This window comes from Priestia sp. JV24 (assembly GCF_025910025.1).
Taxonomy (GTDB): Bacteria; Bacillota; Bacilli; order Bacillales; family Bacillaceae_H; genus Priestia; species Priestia megaterium.
Genome location: NZ_JAPCIN010000016.1, coordinates 357,355 through 372,736, shown reverse-complemented (window position 1 = coordinate 372,736; position 15,382 = coordinate 357,355). Strand labels below are relative to the sequence as shown.

The 15,382-nt window shown below is 40.0% G+C and carries 13 protein-coding genes and 1 other annotated feature; of the genes, 9 read left to right on the top strand and 4 right to left on the bottom strand.

Annotation, left to right across the window (positions count from 1 at the left end; all coding sequences use genetic code 11):
- Positions 1-243 precede the first annotated feature (243 nt).
- Positions 244-1,746 carry a malate:quinone oxidoreductase gene (locus OK414_RS14390; protein WP_034651283.1) on the top strand — a complete coding sequence of 501 codons (1,503 nt, stop codon included), beginning with the start codon at positions 244-246 and terminating at the stop codon, positions 1,744-1,746.
- A 116-nt stretch (positions 1,747-1,862) separates the two neighbouring features.
- On the opposite strand, the gene OK414_RS14385 is transcribed toward OK414_RS14390, so the two are convergent.
- Together OK414_RS14385 and OK414_RS14380 are read right to left on the bottom strand one after the other, a co-directional pair.
- Complete coding sequence (locus OK414_RS14385; RefSeq protein ID WP_263045889.1) at positions 1,863-2,438, bottom strand: SAP domain-containing protein; 576 nt, start codon at positions 2,436-2,438, stop codon at positions 1,863-1,865.
- A 37-nt stretch (positions 2,439-2,475) separates the two neighbouring features.
- The gene (locus tag OK414_RS14380; protein WP_263045888.1) at positions 2,476-2,964 is read right to left on the bottom strand and encodes a DinB family protein; all 489 of its coding nucleotides are present in this window, start codon (positions 2,962-2,964) and stop codon (positions 2,476-2,478) included.
- Between the two features lie 149 nt (positions 2,965-3,113).
- Between OK414_RS14380 and OK414_RS14375 the strand changes: the two genes are divergently transcribed.
- The 4 genes from OK414_RS14375 (at position 3,114) to OK414_RS14360 (ending at position 7,483) form a co-directional block, all read left to right on the top strand.
- Positions 3,114-4,043, top strand: coding sequence for an ADP-ribosylglycohydrolase family protein (locus tag OK414_RS14375; RefSeq protein ID WP_263045887.1), 930 nt, complete (start codon positions 3,114-3,116; stop codon positions 4,041-4,043).
- Between the two features lie 51 nt (positions 4,044-4,094).
- Positions 4,095-4,601: a hypothetical protein gene (locus OK414_RS14370; protein WP_317620597.1), complete on the top strand. Its 507-nt coding sequence runs from the start codon at positions 4,095-4,097 to the stop codon at positions 4,599-4,601.
- A gap of 181 nt (positions 4,602-4,782) precedes the next feature.
- Complete coding sequence (locus tag OK414_RS14365; protein ID WP_263045885.1) at positions 4,783-5,691, top strand: phosphotransferase; 909 nt, start codon at positions 4,783-4,785, stop codon at positions 5,689-5,691.
- A 79-nt stretch (positions 5,692-5,770) separates the two neighbouring features.
- On the top strand, positions 5,771-7,483 hold the full coding sequence (locus OK414_RS14360; RefSeq protein WP_263045884.1) for a TcaA NTF2-like domain-containing protein: 1,713 nt from the start codon (positions 5,771-5,773) through the stop codon (positions 7,481-7,483).
- A 178-nt stretch (positions 7,484-7,661) separates the two neighbouring features.
- Here the strand turns inward: OK414_RS14360 and OK414_RS14355 are convergent, their stop codons facing one another.
- Positions 7,662-8,618 carry a patatin-like phospholipase family protein gene (locus tag OK414_RS14355; protein WP_226701319.1) on the bottom strand — a complete coding sequence of 319 codons (957 nt, stop codon included), beginning with the start codon at positions 8,616-8,618 and terminating at the stop codon, positions 7,662-7,664.
- 289 nt (positions 8,619-8,907) lie between these two features.
- Between OK414_RS14355 and OK414_RS14350 the strand changes: the two genes are divergently transcribed.
- Together OK414_RS14350 and ileS are read left to right on the top strand one after the other, a co-directional pair.
- Positions 8,908-9,564, top strand: coding sequence for a DUF6037 family protein (locus tag OK414_RS14350; RefSeq protein WP_263045883.1), 657 nt, complete (start codon positions 8,908-8,910; stop codon positions 9,562-9,564).
- Positions 9,565-9,927: 363 nt separating this feature from the next.
- Positions 9,928-10,169 (top strand) — a binding site (T-box leader).
- A gap of 52 nt (positions 10,170-10,221) precedes the next feature.
- A complete protein-coding gene (gene ileS, locus OK414_RS14345) occupies positions 10,222-13,320 on the top strand; it encodes an isoleucine--tRNA ligase (protein WP_263045882.1) in 3,099 nt (1,032 codons plus the stop codon).
- A 42-nt stretch (positions 13,321-13,362) separates the two neighbouring features.
- Here the strand turns inward: ileS and OK414_RS14340 are convergent, their stop codons facing one another.
- A complete protein-coding gene (locus OK414_RS14340; RefSeq protein ID WP_216876086.1) occupies positions 13,363-13,866 on the bottom strand; it encodes an immunoglobulin-like domain-containing protein in 504 nt (167 codons plus the stop codon).
- A gap of 106 nt (positions 13,867-13,972) precedes the next feature.
- Between OK414_RS14340 and OK414_RS14335 the strand changes: the two genes are divergently transcribed.
- Both OK414_RS14335 and OK414_RS14330 read left to right on the top strand, forming a co-directional pair.
- Entirely contained in the window at positions 13,973-14,680 is a 708-nt protein-coding gene (locus tag OK414_RS14335) for a Type 1 glutamine amidotransferase-like domain-containing protein (RefSeq protein ID WP_263045881.1), read from the top strand.
- Positions 14,681-14,764: 84 nt separating this feature from the next.
- A complete protein-coding gene (locus tag OK414_RS14330) occupies positions 14,765-15,349 on the top strand; it encodes a hypothetical protein (protein WP_047931450.1) in 585 nt (194 codons plus the stop codon).
- The last annotated feature ends 33 nt before the right edge of the window (positions 15,350-15,382 follow it).

The following is a 15,382-nucleotide window of genomic DNA, read 5'->3' as shown; positions in this document are numbered from 1 at the left end:
GTATAAAAGTTTACTAATAAAAGAAAATGCAGACGTAATTTAATAAGTTTTTTGGAATTTGTGGGCGATTTTCTCACTTTTTTATCATTTTTGAATAGTTTATAATCATCAGACAATTATACTGTGATATAGTTATAAGTGAGACAGAAAAAGGTGTGTTCTTAGGTCGCACCTGAATTTTTTTACTACGTAAGCAGGAGCGCCTACATCTTTTTACAAATATAGGGGATGAGGAAGGTTATAATGAGCAACGTACAGAAAAAAACAGACGTTATCTTAATTGGTGCCGGAGTCATGAGCGCAACTTTGGGATCATTACTCAAAGAGTTAGCACCTGAATGGGACATTAAAGTATTTGAAAAACTCGCAGACGCAGGGGAAGAAAGCTCGAACGAATGGAATAATGCAGGGACGGGCCATTCTGCGCTGTGCGAACTAAACTATACATCAGAAAAAGCTGATGGATCTATAGATATAACAAAAGCGATCCGAATTAACGAGCAGTTTCAGCTATCAAGACAGTTTTGGTCTTATCTGGTAAGCAGCAAGTTGATTCGCAATCCGCAAGATTTTATCATGCCAATTCCGCATATGAGTTTGGTACAAGGGGAAAAAAATGTATCGTTTCTGAAAAAGCGTTTTGAAGCGCTGTCAAACAATCCGTTGTTTCAAGGAATGGAGTATTCCGACAGTCCTGACAAACTAAAAGAATGGATTCCGTTAATCATGAAGGGGCGCACGTCAAATGAACCAATTGCCGCAACTAAAATTGATTCAGGAACAGACGTAAACTTCGGTGCTTTAACACGTATGTTGTTTGACCACCTGAAGAATAAAGGGGTTCACGTTCATTACAAACGAAGTGTAAAAGATATTAAACGTAAAAGTGACGGTATGTGGGAAGTAAAAGTCGCCGATGTAAACAGCGGCAAAGTTGAGTACCACACGGCAAAGTTCATCTTTATCGGTGGTGGAGGCGGAAGCTTGCCTTTACTTCAAAAAACAGGTATTCCTGAATCCAAGCATATTGGAGGATTCCCAGTAAGCGGATTATTTATGGTATGCAATAACCCTGAAGTGATTGCGCAGCACCACGGGAAAGTATACGGAAAAGCCAAAGTCGGAGCTCCGCCAATGTCGGTTCCGCACCTTGATACACGCTATATTGATAATAAAAAGACGCTGTTGTTTGGTCCATTTGCCGGCTTTTCACCAAAGTTCTTAAAAACAGGCTCAAACTTGGATTTAATCAGTTCTGTAAAGCCGAATAATATTTTAACCATGCTAGCAGCAGGCGTCAAAGAAATGGCGTTAACAAAATATTTAATTCAGCAAGTGCTGTTATCAAATGAAAAACGTGTAGAAGAACTGCGTGAGTTTATCCCGAACGCGAAAAGCGAAGACTGGGATATCGTTGTAGCAGGCCAGCGTGTGCAGGTAATCAAAGACACGGAAGCCGGTGGGAAAGGAACGCTTCAGTTTGGTACAGAAGTTGTAAGTGCCGCTGATGGTTCTGTTGCTGCACTTCTTGGCGCTTCTCCTGGTGCATCAACGGCGGTTCACGTTATGCTAGAAGTATTGGAAAAATGCTTCCCAGAAAACATGAACAAGTGGGAGCCAAAAATAAAAGAAATGATTCCTTCCTATGGCATGTCGTTAGTTGATCATCCAGACTTTTTTAACGAAATTCATGCGTCCACTTCACAGACGCTTGGTTTAATTAAAAAAGAGTCTGTTTATAGCTAAAGATTTTACGCCGCAATAAACAGCACATGCGTATGTGAAGAAATCTACAGGCGTGCACAAACACCACCTTTTCTTGAGGTGGTGTTTTAATGGTCTTTATTTATGTAGAGTTTGATTTAAGAGCGGTATTGATTGCTTCCAGGCTGAAGTTTCAAATGCTTCCACGCCGCAATTTCATCATCGCGGCTTTTTCCTTTGTTTTTCGGATCGTTAAAAAAATCGCGAATAAAGCGGTTGTACTCAAACTGAGGCGCAATCTCTTTTTGATAAGAAGGCTGCTTTTTACGTTTTTCTTCTTCATGCCACGCTTTTACCACATCTCGATAGGTTTTCCCTACATTTTCTTTAAAGTAGTTTTGAATATACGTGGAAAAATGAAACGTAGGATAAATGGCTTCTTTAAAAAAAGCCCGTACTTCTTGACTGCAGCGGTGATTTTCTCCAATGACGGTATCTAATGTTAGCGGCGCTTTCGTTTTAGAGGACGAGCGTCTTTTAGACGGTGTTTTTGATTGTTGAGTCTCACCGGTTGTTAAAAACACTTCAATTCTTTTTGAAAGTTCCATTTTAGATCCAGACGGGCTCATGTTGTTTTCTCGGCAAAATTGCTGCAGCTCGGTTTTGAGCCAGTAAAAATCGGTAAAGTCTTTGATAGGTAAGTCTTTTATAAGTTCAGGTCTCGTCGTTTTCACCTCCATATATTTAATATAGAACGTTTGTTCTTGTTGATCAATTGTTTTTAGAGAAGTACGAAGGAATGTCTTTTATGTTTCTTCCTACATAGTGAGAAGAAATAGGCTGTTTATTCACTTCTCTTGCCCAAATAGAAAGCTGGCCGATGTGATGGATTTCATGAATGATAATGTGATGCACAATGTCAGCTTCCGTGTAAGAAGTAGAATCCCAAGGGACTGTTACGTACCTTTTGTTGGGAAAATTCAAATGACTTAGAAAGTCGGCAATTTCGGGTCTATGTGCAGAAGAGAGTGCTTGAAGCTTTTCGAGCGTATCGTGTTCTTCAAAAGAAAGAACGATATCTGGTTTACCTTGGATGGCGCGTATCCAGCTGTCTTCCACATCAATAATATGAAACAGAGTTTGTAAAATGCTGCCCATTCCTCCAATCCGCTTCTTCAACAGTTCTTCTCTAGAAAGTTGATAACACCAGCTAAACCATTCATCTCTCACTTGCCAATTATATTCAAAAAAATGAATCATCTACCACACCTCACATGTTTTTTTACCTCTTACTAAATTAGATTAAGGCTTGTAAATTCCTTTGTAAAAAGAAGAAAAAACGTCTAGGCAAGAGATCTCTTGCAAATTCCAAAATCAAACAATTACAATAATAGAAAGGAGCTGATCACATGACGTTACATAAAAAAGTACTTTCTACAATTCTAGGAGGAGCTGTCGGAGACGCTTTAGGCGGTCCAGTTGAGTTTAAAAAGCGCGATTCATTTCGAATTACGGCTATGACTGGCTACGGTACGTATAACCAGCCTGAAGGAACGTGGTCAGATGATACGTCTTTAACGATGTGCTTGATTGATAATCTACTAGAAAAACAAGATGAATATGATTTAATGCAAAAGTTTGAGAGCTATTGGGCGAATGGCTACTGGACGCCGTACGGAGAAATGTTTGATATAGGCATCGCTACAAGCGAAGCGATTCGCCGCTATAAAAGCGGACTTCCTAAAGGAGAGTGGGGAGGAAAAGGTGAATACGACAACGGAAACGGAGCGCTTATGCGTATTGCTCCGCTTGCGTTTACACTATGTGATGAACCTAGCTTTACAAAAAGAAAAGAAGAAATAGAAAGAATTGCGCACGTCACGCACCGCCATGTGCGCTCTACGCTTGGCTGCATTATATACGTGGAGCTGCTTATTCGTCTTCTTGACGGCAACGAGCCTTTTGAAGCATATGAAAACGCGGTAAATCTCTGTCAAAAGCAGTTAACAGGTACGGAGTATGAAGCAGAGTTTTCTGTGTATGAACGAGTGTTAAACCTAAGCTTGCCGCACGCAGCGAGAAATGAAATCGGGTTAACCGGATACGTCGTCAGCTCGCTAGAAGCATCTCTTTGGTCTTTTCTGCAAAGCGATGACTACGAAGAAGCTGTACTTACCGCTGTGAATTTAGGAGAAGACACCGATACAATTGGCTTTATTACGGGTACTCTAGCAGGGGTGTATTATCAGCTGGATGGTATCCCTAAAGAGTGGGTTTGTCAGCTTGCTAAAAAAGAAGAGTTAGAGAAGGCTTGTAAGAAGTTTGCGGATATATGTTAATGGATCATAAAAATTACTCAAAAGTTTGGAGGAGATAAAGTGAAATTTTCTATGGATTTTGGCGATACCAATTTTATCGGAGTGGCAAATGTAAAAGAGTACCAATCATTTGTAGATGAGGATTGGAAGCTAGACCAGCTTCTGAATCACTTCGGCAGTGAAATGAAAAAGAGAAATATCCTAGTATGTCAAATGACAGAAGAAGGAATTGAACACTCTTGGAACGTAGAAGTGAAGATTGGAACAGAGTCGGATATAGATACATACTTTAGGAAAGCAACAGGTTATATAAATGTAACCAATCATCAGCTTTATCTCGTAGATTATGACTGCCTTACGATGGCCGCCCAGTTTGAAGATCAGTTAGTGCCTGATAAAAACTGCTCCAAGTATAGAATTGATATTAAAAACGGTATGTACAAGCTCGAGATTATTCAATTTTATAATGTTGACCAAGATGAGTATACAGGAAATGACCAAACGGATCTTTTATTGAACTTTATTAAGATGGAGCATGTTGAAGAAACAGTCGATGAGGTATTTTGGTGTACGTATTAAGTAGTAAACGTACCGTAGGCTACTAACTTAGAGGCGTAGTGTGCCGTTCTAAGGCATCCTATCTTATTTATATATTCACTGAAACCCTCTGGCTTTGCGTCAGAGGGTTTTTATGGTCAAAATCATTTATAATATACTTTTACATAACATACAAACTTCACGTTAAAGAAAGGTGATCACAGTGCCAAACGCATGGGATGCAGAACAAATTGTATCAGCACCGTTTGCCAAAACGCTAATCGAGACGCAGTTTCCAGAACTTGCGCCCGCTACAATTTCGCTGCTTGGCTACGGCTTTGACAATACGGTCTATCAAGTGAACGACCGCTTTGTGTTCCGGTTTCCAAGAAGAGAACTCGCAGTAGGACTATTAAGAACAGAAAATCAGCTTTTACCAAGCCTTGCTTCTCAATTGCCTCTATCGATTGCAGAGCCTATTTTTTTCGGTAAGCCGAATGCAGGATATCCTTGGCCGTTTACGGGCTATCACTACGTGCAAGGAACTCCGCCTGCAAGATTAACAGAAGAAGAGCGCATACAATCCGCTTCTGTACTAGCAAGATTTCTTCGTACGCTACATCACTATCCTCATTTAAAAGCCCAAGAGCTCGGCGTGCCGTTTGATGAGTTAAATCGGCTTGATATGATGAAACGAAAGCCGGCGCTAGAGAAATATGTCAAGCAAATGAAAGAGCGTAGTCTTTATTCAAAACAAGAAATTCTCGAAGACTATGTAAATGACATACAAGAAATTCACTATCAAGAAAAACATGTACTAGTTCACGGAGATCTTCATATTAAAAACATGATTGTTGATCAAAACAATATGGTTTCAGGCATTATTGACTGGGGAGACGTTCATATTGGTCATTCGGCAGTTGACCTAGCGATTGCCTACAGCTTTTTACCTCCTAAAGGAAGAGCACGTTTTTTTCAAGAATACGGAGAAGTAGATGAAGAAACGCATAGGCTGGCAAAATGGAAAGCAGTGTTTACAACCGTAGTGCTTGTGGCACACAGTGACGACCAAGGAGACAAACAAACGTTAGAAGCGGCTCTAGAAAGCTTGAACCTGATTTTTCAAGAGTAATAAAACTGTAATAGAATTTCTGCTCAATTCCTGTATAGTTAAAAAAGGATAAAAATAAAAACAACAGGTGAAGCAAACGATGAATACAAGCCACTGGAATGAATCAGCAGCACATTTACTAGAAAGGTGGATACAGCTATATAAAGAAAAAACATTTCTTATTGGAGAAACGGAATCTTTAAACATGCTAAAAGAAGAAGTAGACGGGATGGATAAAGAAAAATTTCTCTCCATAGTAGAACGTCAGCTGCAGAAAGTGTATGACGAACTAGAAAAAGAACGGACAGAGTATAATATGAGCAACATTGAATATACAATGGTGACGTTTCTTTCAAACGATTATCCGGAGTACATAAACAAGCGTCAAAGCAATATGAAACAGCTCCAACAGTTAACAAGTATACATAGAAGTGTTACAGAGCTTTTCGGAAAAGAACTCATTTCTGAAGCTGATATGGTAGCGTTTAGAAACGACTTTTTTCAACTAACAGAAAAACACGCTAACACGTCATCATTAAAAAGAATCAAGGAAAGCTGGAATACGTATTTGTCGGCGTTCGTTGACTTTCAAAAAAAGCATGAACATGTAAAACAAGCGACCGCCACAGTACTCGAAGAAGACAAGAGCTTAAAGCAAGAGTGGAAGCAGCTAAGCAAAAATAAAGTAGTGACCAAACAAAAAGCAACCGCCTTTCGCACAAAGCAGCATGAGCTAAATGAAAGCATTCGAAAAGCCACGAATGCACAAAAACAATTACTCGAACTTCACTGGCCTGATATCCGCAGCCAGTTTGATGCCCTGCAAGAAAAAATGAGTAAGAGTCTTTCTACTGTGCTGAAAGAAACGCAACGCAGTATGGAAGTCATTAGCCAAAACGATGCAAATGAACACGCCAAGTTAAAGCAATCACTTAACGACCTAAATGCAGTCCACAAAGTCGACGTTCATCAAACGTGGTTAGCGGCTTTTATTAAAAAATCACGACCATTTTTTAACGAACTAAGTGAAGATATAAAGGATACTCGGTGTCGAGAACTGTGGAATCGAATTTACGGTATGTATAAAGGAATAGCAGTAAACGAATTTATTGTTACCTACGAAGAATTTTTAGCACTTCAGCCGCTTAACAGTATAAAAAGCACGGAGATGCTAAAGCCACTAGCTCGGTTAAAGGTAGATATAGAACCTGTTACGCTGCCATCCTACGCAGACTTTCCCGTGCTCAAAAAGCAGCAATCATCACGACGCACTTTTCCTATTTTAATAGGAGGCGCTATCGCCCTTGCATTATTACTGACAATTGTATATGTGAATCGTGATAATCAAACGGTAGAAACAAGCTCAAACATAAAAGCTACGGCCAGCACGCAGTCGTTAAAAAATGAACAGCCTAAGCCAGATGCTGTAAGCAAAACGGATCTTGAAAACTTTTTTATTTCTTATAAAGCTGCTTACTTTTCAAGCTTAAACAGCGGAGACTTTAGTGGGATGGCGCCCTATATTGACTCGGATCAGCCAGTGTATAACCAGCTAAAAACCTATATCACATCACTTGCCGGAAAAAACGTATCGTTTGCTAACGATCAGTTTCTCGTGACAAAAACAGAATCACATAACGACGGAACCTATGACATTTATACAAGCGAAGTATACACGTTCACCGACTCATATGACGCGAGCACGCAGTTTAAAAAAGAACGAATTTATCATGTGAAAGCTGCTGGCAAAGACAAACTTCAAATTACTAAAATTGATACGTTAACAGATGAGCAGAAGCCAGTGGAAGAGTGAACGGTTTCTGAGAGATTATGAACAACCGGTAGTTCCTTTTTGGAGCTAGCGGTTGTTGTGGTTGGGTGGTGTGATTGAGGTTAGGGTGATCTCTACGCTGCCAGCGTGGAGATCTTGTTATATAAAATTTTAAATACTTCCATATAGAAACAAAAAATTAATCTAAAGTACGGTCATATTAATTCCAGTTTTTCTCGATAAAATGAAACGCAGGTCGTAAATTAGTTTTATTAGCAATTGAAATAAGAGCGGGCACTACTGAAGGATCCGTTTTAGAGAAATTAGGAATCCGCGGATTTAACCGGAAAAACTGATCGCCTAAAAGCTCAGAGCTGACCATCGATTCATAGTAGCTTGATCCACCAGAGATAATCTGAAGAAACGGCAGCAATGGCTCATTTGGAGACCGGTCTAAAAGTACTCCCCAATTTGGCGGAAGGTCTTCCATGTCTTCAGGTCGTATGTTATCGGCGCTCACCATTCCCCATCCTTTTGTATCTCTTCTTAATTGAGTTGGCTGCTCACCTGTTCCGATGGATAATACGGCAATTTGATCCAACGGCTGTTTTGCTTTCCCTACTGCAAACGCGATACTAGCTGTACTGGTATTAGTTGCTACCGTATACCCATCCACGTAGTTTTGATAAGCTCTTTGCGTCGCGGGAGCACCGCTGCTCCGGAGGATTACGTCACTCGCTTTTTCATTAAGATAAGGAGAACCTGGAAAGTTGTGAAATAACACAGGATTCCAACGATTCAGCTCTGGTGCAAACAAGTGAAAGGCAGGCACAACAATTCGTTTCTTTAAGTCTTTAAGGCGAAGGTCTCGGGGGAAAAATGTTCGTATGGCTTTAATAAAACCAGAATAGGGTAGTTGCTGGTTAAAGACAGGTCCGCCCGGTCGGGAAACGCTGAACGCTGGTAAGATTTGATCTTTGAAAAACTGAAATGTCTCCTCTGGTGATCTTCCGCTTGCTAGTGAAAGAGCAGTAAATGAACCAATTGAATTTCCTGAAAAAACATCGGTTTCACTAATTAACTTCAGGTTTTGATAAGTCAATCTATTCAAAAGCTGTAAACTTAAAGCACCTAAAGTACCGCCTCCATCAAAGGTCATAATTCTATATTTTGTCAAAGGTGATTTCTCCTTTCGAATTTTATCAGAGGTATTATTCTGTATATGTTTATTTTATGTGTTGAGTTGGTATGAATATTTCTTCTATCAGTTCTTCAGGAAGCTTATAGGATGTGAGTTTAGTATTAGGAGAGGCTTATGTCTTTTAGTTTTGTCTTAACTTTTTACTTATCTTAAAATAAGTTTAGACTTCATAAAATTCCATTTTTTTGATATACTCTGTAAAATTCTTTTTTATAATTATAAAAAATATTTTTCGGAAATTAAGAAAAGGGATAGGAGGAATATTTTGAATAAACAAAAGGCACCTTTAGAAAATTTGAAAATTATAAAAGATGAATTAAAAAAACGAAATTGGGCTGTAGACGTTTTTCTATTTCAGTACAAAAAGCAAGAATATATTGTTCTAGTGAAAGTTTATTCAGAACGCGAAAAGAAAGACAGTAAGTATGCAATTGTAAAGCTTGAGTTTATTAAAAAGAGGGGGAGGAACGAAAATTTTTGTACCTATGCAGACTTGTATAAGATACATATCTCTGATATGAAATCATTTAGAAAATTTTTTGGAATTGAATATAAAGAAAACTTGGGAGATGTTATTCAACAATTTACACAGCAGTTCTCCACTTTTATTCCAAACCAATTAATAGTTGATAAAGAGATAGATTTAAAGAGTTCTATAACAGAGTACTTGAATAAAACGGATACGGATTCTTCTAAGGGCATTTATTGTATTGGTGTAAAAAGAAATGGAACCAAAAAAGATGGTACATCAGGACAAAGGAGTCCTGAGAATAATCAAAAAGCAGCAATATTCAGACCAGAATTATTTGAGAAACTAAAGGATGACACTACAATAAGTTTTTGCTTTTCTGAGGATCCTTCAAGACAAAAAACAGATGAGGATATTCTTTTACGCTGGAAAGAGAAGAAAAATAATTTATAAGTAAAAATTTTTACTTTTTATATTAACTTTTCCTTGATTATAAAAAGTGTCTTATAATTTATATTGTAAACGTCGCGATGTTTATGCGAGTCGTGTATTAGAAAGCAAAGATGCGTGATATGTATTTGTACAAGACCAGGTTTTCTGTACCGTCTTAGCCGCAGCCATATTTATTACACAGCGAAGAAGCAGTGGAACTTCTGAATGGAAAGATAAGAACGGGATAACAGCGCGTAATAAAATCGATCAAATGTTAAGTGCAGAAACAAAATAACCTAGATCTAAACCTTTTGATCTCAATAAGTATTTCAAAACATTGACATTCCCTTCCAAACCGCATACAATAGCTACTAATAAAAGCACACAAATTCGTTGAAGAGAATCAGTACCCTGCAAGTTTGTTCCACAGAGAGCTGGTGATAGCTGAAAGCCGGTGTTCAAGCTGCAGGGGAATATCCTCTCTGAGAAGTCAAACTGAACTGTAAGTAAGTTTGAACGGTAGTCTACCGTTAAAAAGAACGCGTATGATTGTACGTTGCTGAGTGCTATTGATGAACGGATCAATAGAAGCCAGGGTGGTACCGCGGTTAAAACCCGTCCCTAGTCATAGGGACGGGTTTCTTTGTGTGCTTTTAACTTTAAAAGGAGTGGTATCACATGAAAGAAGTGAATGTAAGGGAGTCTTCGCAAGAGCGCGAACAGCGTATCCAGCAGCAGTGGCAAAAAGGAAATGTGTTTCAGCAGTCGGTTCAAAATCGAGAAGGGTATCCTTCGTTTGTATTTTATGAAGGGCCTCCAACAGCAAACGGTTTGCCTCACGTTGGGCACGCGCTAGGCCGGACGATTAAAGACGTGGTGGCTCGTTATAAGACGATGACAGGGCATCAAGTAATCAGAAAAGCAGGCTGGGATACGCACGGACTTCCGGTTGAGCTCGGTGTTGAAAAGCAGCTCGGAATTTCAGGAAAGCATGATATTGAAAAATACGGGGTAGAAGCTTTTATCAACAAGTGTAAGGAAAGTGTGTTTGTGTATGAAAAGCAGTGGCGCACGTTCACAGAGCAGCTTGGCTATTGGGTTGATATGGAAGACCCTTACATCACCTTGGAGAATTCATACATTGAAAGTGTATGGAACGTGCTTGGCACGATTCATGATAAAGGACTTCTTTATAAAGGCCACCGCGTATCACCTTACTGCCCGAGCTGTCAAACGTCGCTGAGTTCGCATGAAGTGGCGCAAGGGTATAAAGATGTAAAAGATTTAACGGTAACGGTCAAATTTAAAATGAAAAACCGCGATAATGAGTATTTTTTGGGCTGGACGACAACGCCTTGGACGCTTCCATCAAACGTGGCGCTTGCGGTGCATGAAGAGATGAGCTACGTTCGCGCCGAGCAAGGCGACAGCGTGTATATAGTGGCAGAAGCGCTCGCAGACAAAGTGTTAAAAGGAGAATATAGCGTTTTATCTCATCATAAAGGAAATGAGTTAAAAGGAATGTCGTATGAGCCGCCGTTTAATTTTGTGAAAGTGGAAAAAGGGCATGAAGTGGTAACGGCTGATTATGTAACGGACCAAAGCGGAACGGGCGTTGTTCATTTAGCACCTGCTTACGGGGAAGATGATTACAGAGTTGTAAAAGAAAACGGCTTTTCATTTGTGAATGTTGTGGATGAAAAAGGCCAGTACACATCTGAAGTGCCGCCGTTTCAAGGACGTTTCGTGAAAGACTGCGACGTTGATATCGTACGTTATTTAGCGAATCAAGACGTGCTGTATCATAAAGAAAAGCATGAGCACAGCTATCCGTTTTGCTGGAGATGTGACTCGCCGCTTCTTTATTACGCAAATGAAAGCTGGTTTATCCAAACGACGGCGTTAAAAGAAAAATTTTTGAAAAATAATGAAAGCGTGAAGTGGTACCCGGATCATATCAAGCACGGTCGCTTTGGCAACTTTTTGGAAAATATGGTGGACTGGAACATCAGCAGAAAGCGCTACTGGGGAACGCCGCTGAACGTATGGGAATGCGGAGAATGTCAGCATCAAGTAGCTCCAAAAAGCATCAAAGAACTTCAGAAACATGCGTCTCATTCCGTGGATGACAGCATTGAACTTCATAAGCCGTATGTAGATGACGTGCAGCTAACGTGTCCGGTCTGCAGCGGAGAAATGAAGCGAACGCCGGAAGTGATTGACGTTTGGTTTGACAGCGGGTCGATGCCGTTTGCACAGTATCACTATCCGTTTGAAAACAGCGAACTGTTTCAAAAGCAGTTTCCAGCAGACGTTATCGCAGAAGGAATTGATCAAACGCGCGGCTGGTTTTACAGCTTGATGGCAGTTTCAACGCTCTTTACAGGAAAAGCACCGTATAAGCGCGTTTTGTCTCTTGGTCACGTCTTAGATGAAAACGGTCAAAAGATGTCTAAAAGTAAAGGAAATGCGCTAGACCCTGTTGATCTTATTCATACATTTGGTGCTGATGCGCTTAGATGGGCGCTTTTAGCAGACAGTGCACCTTGGAATCCGAAGAAATTTTCAGAGCGTGTCGTGCAAGAAGCGAAGTCAAAAGTCATTGATACACTTGTGAACGTGTACGGCTTTTACGTGCTGTACGCTAAGCTTGACGGCTATGATCCGGAGCAAACGTATGAATTAAAAAAAACAAAATTGGATGAATGGATTCTTTCACGTTTGCACAGCACGGTCAAGCGCGCAACAGTACATCTTGAAGATTACGGATTTACAAGCGCGGCTCGTGAAATCGCTGTATTCATTGAAGAGCTAAGCAACTGGTATGTGCGACGTTCCCGCGATCGTTTTTGGTCAGAAGGAATGGACGGCGAAAAAGCAGCAGCTTACGATACGCTTCATGAAGTACTAGTGACATTAAGTCAACTATTAGCACCGTTTACGCCGTTTGTTGCGGATGATGTTCATGAAAATCTAACAGGGAAAAGCGTTCATTTAGCAGACTATCCTGCATGTGATCAAACGAAAGTGAACGAAAAGCTGGAAAAAGAAATGGCAGCGGTGCTTCAAGTAGTGGAACTAGGCCGAAGCATCCGAAATACGCATTCGTTAAAAGTAAAGCAGCCTTTGCAGAGTCTTTCACTTGTGGTAACGGAAGAAGATGTAGAGTGGAAAGCATATCGTGATGTCATCAAAGATGAGCTTAATGTAAAGAACTTTAACGTGGAGCAAGACGACGACAAACTGGTTTCATACGTATTAAAACTGGATTTTAAACAGGCTGGACCAAAGTTTGGAAAACAAGTGAATGAGGTCAACCAAGCGCTGAAAAACCTTTCAGAAGAGAAAGGGAAAGAGTTTGTTGAACAAGGCAAGCTAAGTGTTACGCTTGCTTCAGGAGAGAACCTAACGCTTGAAACGGAAGACGTACTTGTTGAAAAAGTGCCAAAAGAAGGTTTTGCAGTGGCATCAAACGGCATGTATACTGCGGTGTTGGATACGGCGTTAACGGAAGAACTCGTGCAGGAAGGAGTCGCTCGTGAAGTAATTCGAGCGGTTCAAGATTATCGTAAAAAGCTGGATTTACCCGTGAATTTACGTATTAATTTAGAGCTTAGCGGAGACGAAGAAGTGAAGGAAGCCGTCGCGAAGTTTGAAACGCTACTTCAAGAAAATCTTTTGCTGCACAGTCTCAGTGTGAAAGAAACTATTAAAAACGGAGAGACGGTAAAAGTTGGAACAAAGCAAGTTACGCTTCGCGTTTTAAATCAGAACTGATAAAAAGCACTTACCTCATAGCGGGTAAGTGCTTTTTTACCTTTAATCAAACTGCCCGAGAACGTTCTTAAGACTCGGCCAAACGATTTCAAAAGGAGCCGCTAACACATGCTCTTTTCCGTTTTCATCTCTAAAGTGCTGCACAAAACGGTATTTTCCTACCTTGTAGTTAGGAGTTGCGATATCTAGTTTGAATGATTTCCCTGGCTTCAGCGTGATGGTTTTATCAGGGAACTCTAATCCGTTTAGCACAACTTCGTACCACTTTCCGTCTTTTAAGTGATCCGCCGTATTTTCATAAGGAATTGTTAAGGTATGCGTCGAATTGTTTTGGATAACAAAAAAGCCAAACTGCGTTTTATCGTATTTTTTACTGACAGCAGATAGCGTAATAGTTCCCCCGTCAGTGTTAATGGAAGAAGGAATGTGTTTTTCTTGTTTGGCTCCTAGTTCCATTTTTTGACCGTTATAATCGATATAGCCAAAAATACAAAATAAAATAATAAAAATGCCTAGTATTAGTAAAAGTGTTCGTACTATTTTCAAAAGCTTTGCACCACCTTTTTCACTCTTCCATTATACGGAAATTCATCTATGAGAAATAGTATGATTTTACATTTTCTATATCACTTTTTTGAAAGGAATGATTGAAATGAGACAAATTATAGCCATGGGCGGCGGAGGTTTTTCGATGGAGCCGGATAACTTGCTGCTGGATCAATACATACTTTCACAAGCTCATACAGATGTGCCGAAAATCTGCTTTATCCCTACAGCCAGCGGAGATGCGGATAATTATATAGAAAGGTTTTATGAAGCGTTTGAGAAGTTAGTATGCACACCGTCTCATTTATCGCTGTTTTCTCAAAACTTTATGAATTTAAAAGCATATGTGATGGAGCACGACATTTTGTATGTAGGCGGCGGTAATACAAGGAATATGCTTTCTTTATGGAAAGAGTGGGGACTTGATACAATTTTAAAAGAAGCTTATAAAAAAGGAATAATCTTAGCGGGAATAAGCGCAGGTTCACTTTGCTGGTTTGAAGAAGGCGTCACTGATTCAATGAACAACAACCTGTCTAAAATCGACTGTTTAGGGTTTTTAACCGGCAGCAACTGTCCTCACTACGACGGAGAAAGCAATCGAAGACCTTCGTATCATGAGTTAATGGCAAGCGGAGAAATGAAAGAAGGCTATGCTGTAGATGACGGAGTCGCGCTGCATTTTAAAGATGAGAAGCTATCCGCATCAGTTAGCTCAAGATCAACAGCAAAAGCGTATGCTGTTGATCGAAAAGCGAGCAAAATCATTGAACATGAACTCCCGGTGACTTATTTGGGTGATGGCAAGCAATAAATGGCTGCTTTCCATGTTTCTCTGTATAAAATGGAGCTTATTCGTACATACATAAGCAGAGACTCTATATAGGAGGTTACTTCAGTGAGTTATGAACGATACTGGGGAAACATACATGAACAAAGCGATAAGCTGCAGGAGTTATTATCGTCGTATTGGCATCAGTATTCAGATTTCGGAAACTGGCAGTTTTGGGTGGTACTTGCTTCGCTCGTTCTTCCTCTTGTGTTGTTGTATTTTACCGTAGATTGGACGAGGATCTTTGAGGTGTTTTTCTTCGGTTACACAGTGCATATGCTCTGGGCATATATTGATATTGCACTTGGGAGAAGCGGTCATTTAACGCACACGTTTTTCTTAACGCCGCTGCTTCCCAACGCAACGAATATTACCGCTTCTATTTTGCCAGTAGGCTTTCTGCTGCTTTATCAATATTGTACGAATCAGCAAAAGAATTTTTATCTGTATACGATTCTGCTGAGCGCTGTTTTTTCATTTGGGCTGGCGCCTCTTGAACACCATTTTAAATTTATTGATTCAGAAAAAGGAATGAGTTTGTTTTATATTTTTCTTATTGATATAGGAATAACGTTAGTGGCGTACTGGGTTACAAGGCTGCTTGTAAAAGCAAAAGCCGCAGCCTATCGTAAAGCGGAAAAAGAACGTTGAAAAAATGTTTCAAAATGAGTAGTTAAGGGTATA

Excerpts from the sequence above, each read along its gene's own strand:
- OK414_RS14335 (WP_263045881.1), top strand. The coding sequence starts at position 13,973 with ATGAGACAAATTATAGCCATGGGCGGCGGAGGTTTTTCGATGGAGCCG.
- ileS (WP_263045882.1), top strand. The coding sequence starts at position 10,222 with ATGAAAGAAGTGAATGTAAGGGAGTCTTCGCAAGAGCGCGAACAGCGT.
- OK414_RS14380 (WP_263045888.1), bottom strand. The coding sequence starts at position 2,964 with ATGATTCATTTTTTTGAATATAATTGGCAAGTGAGAGATGAATGGTTT.
- OK414_RS14360 (WP_263045884.1), top strand. The coding sequence starts at position 5,771 with ATGAATACAAGCCACTGGAATGAATCAGCAGCACATTTACTAGAAAGG.
- OK414_RS14390 (WP_034651283.1), top strand. The coding sequence starts at position 244 with ATGAGCAACGTACAGAAAAAAACAGACGTTATCTTAATTGGTGCCGGA.
- OK414_RS14370 (WP_317620597.1), top strand. The coding sequence starts at position 4,095 with ATGGATTTTGGCGATACCAATTTTATCGGAGTGGCAAATGTAAAAGAG.
- OK414_RS14375 (WP_263045887.1), top strand. The coding sequence starts at position 3,114 with ATGACGTTACATAAAAAAGTACTTTCTACAATTCTAGGAGGAGCTGTC.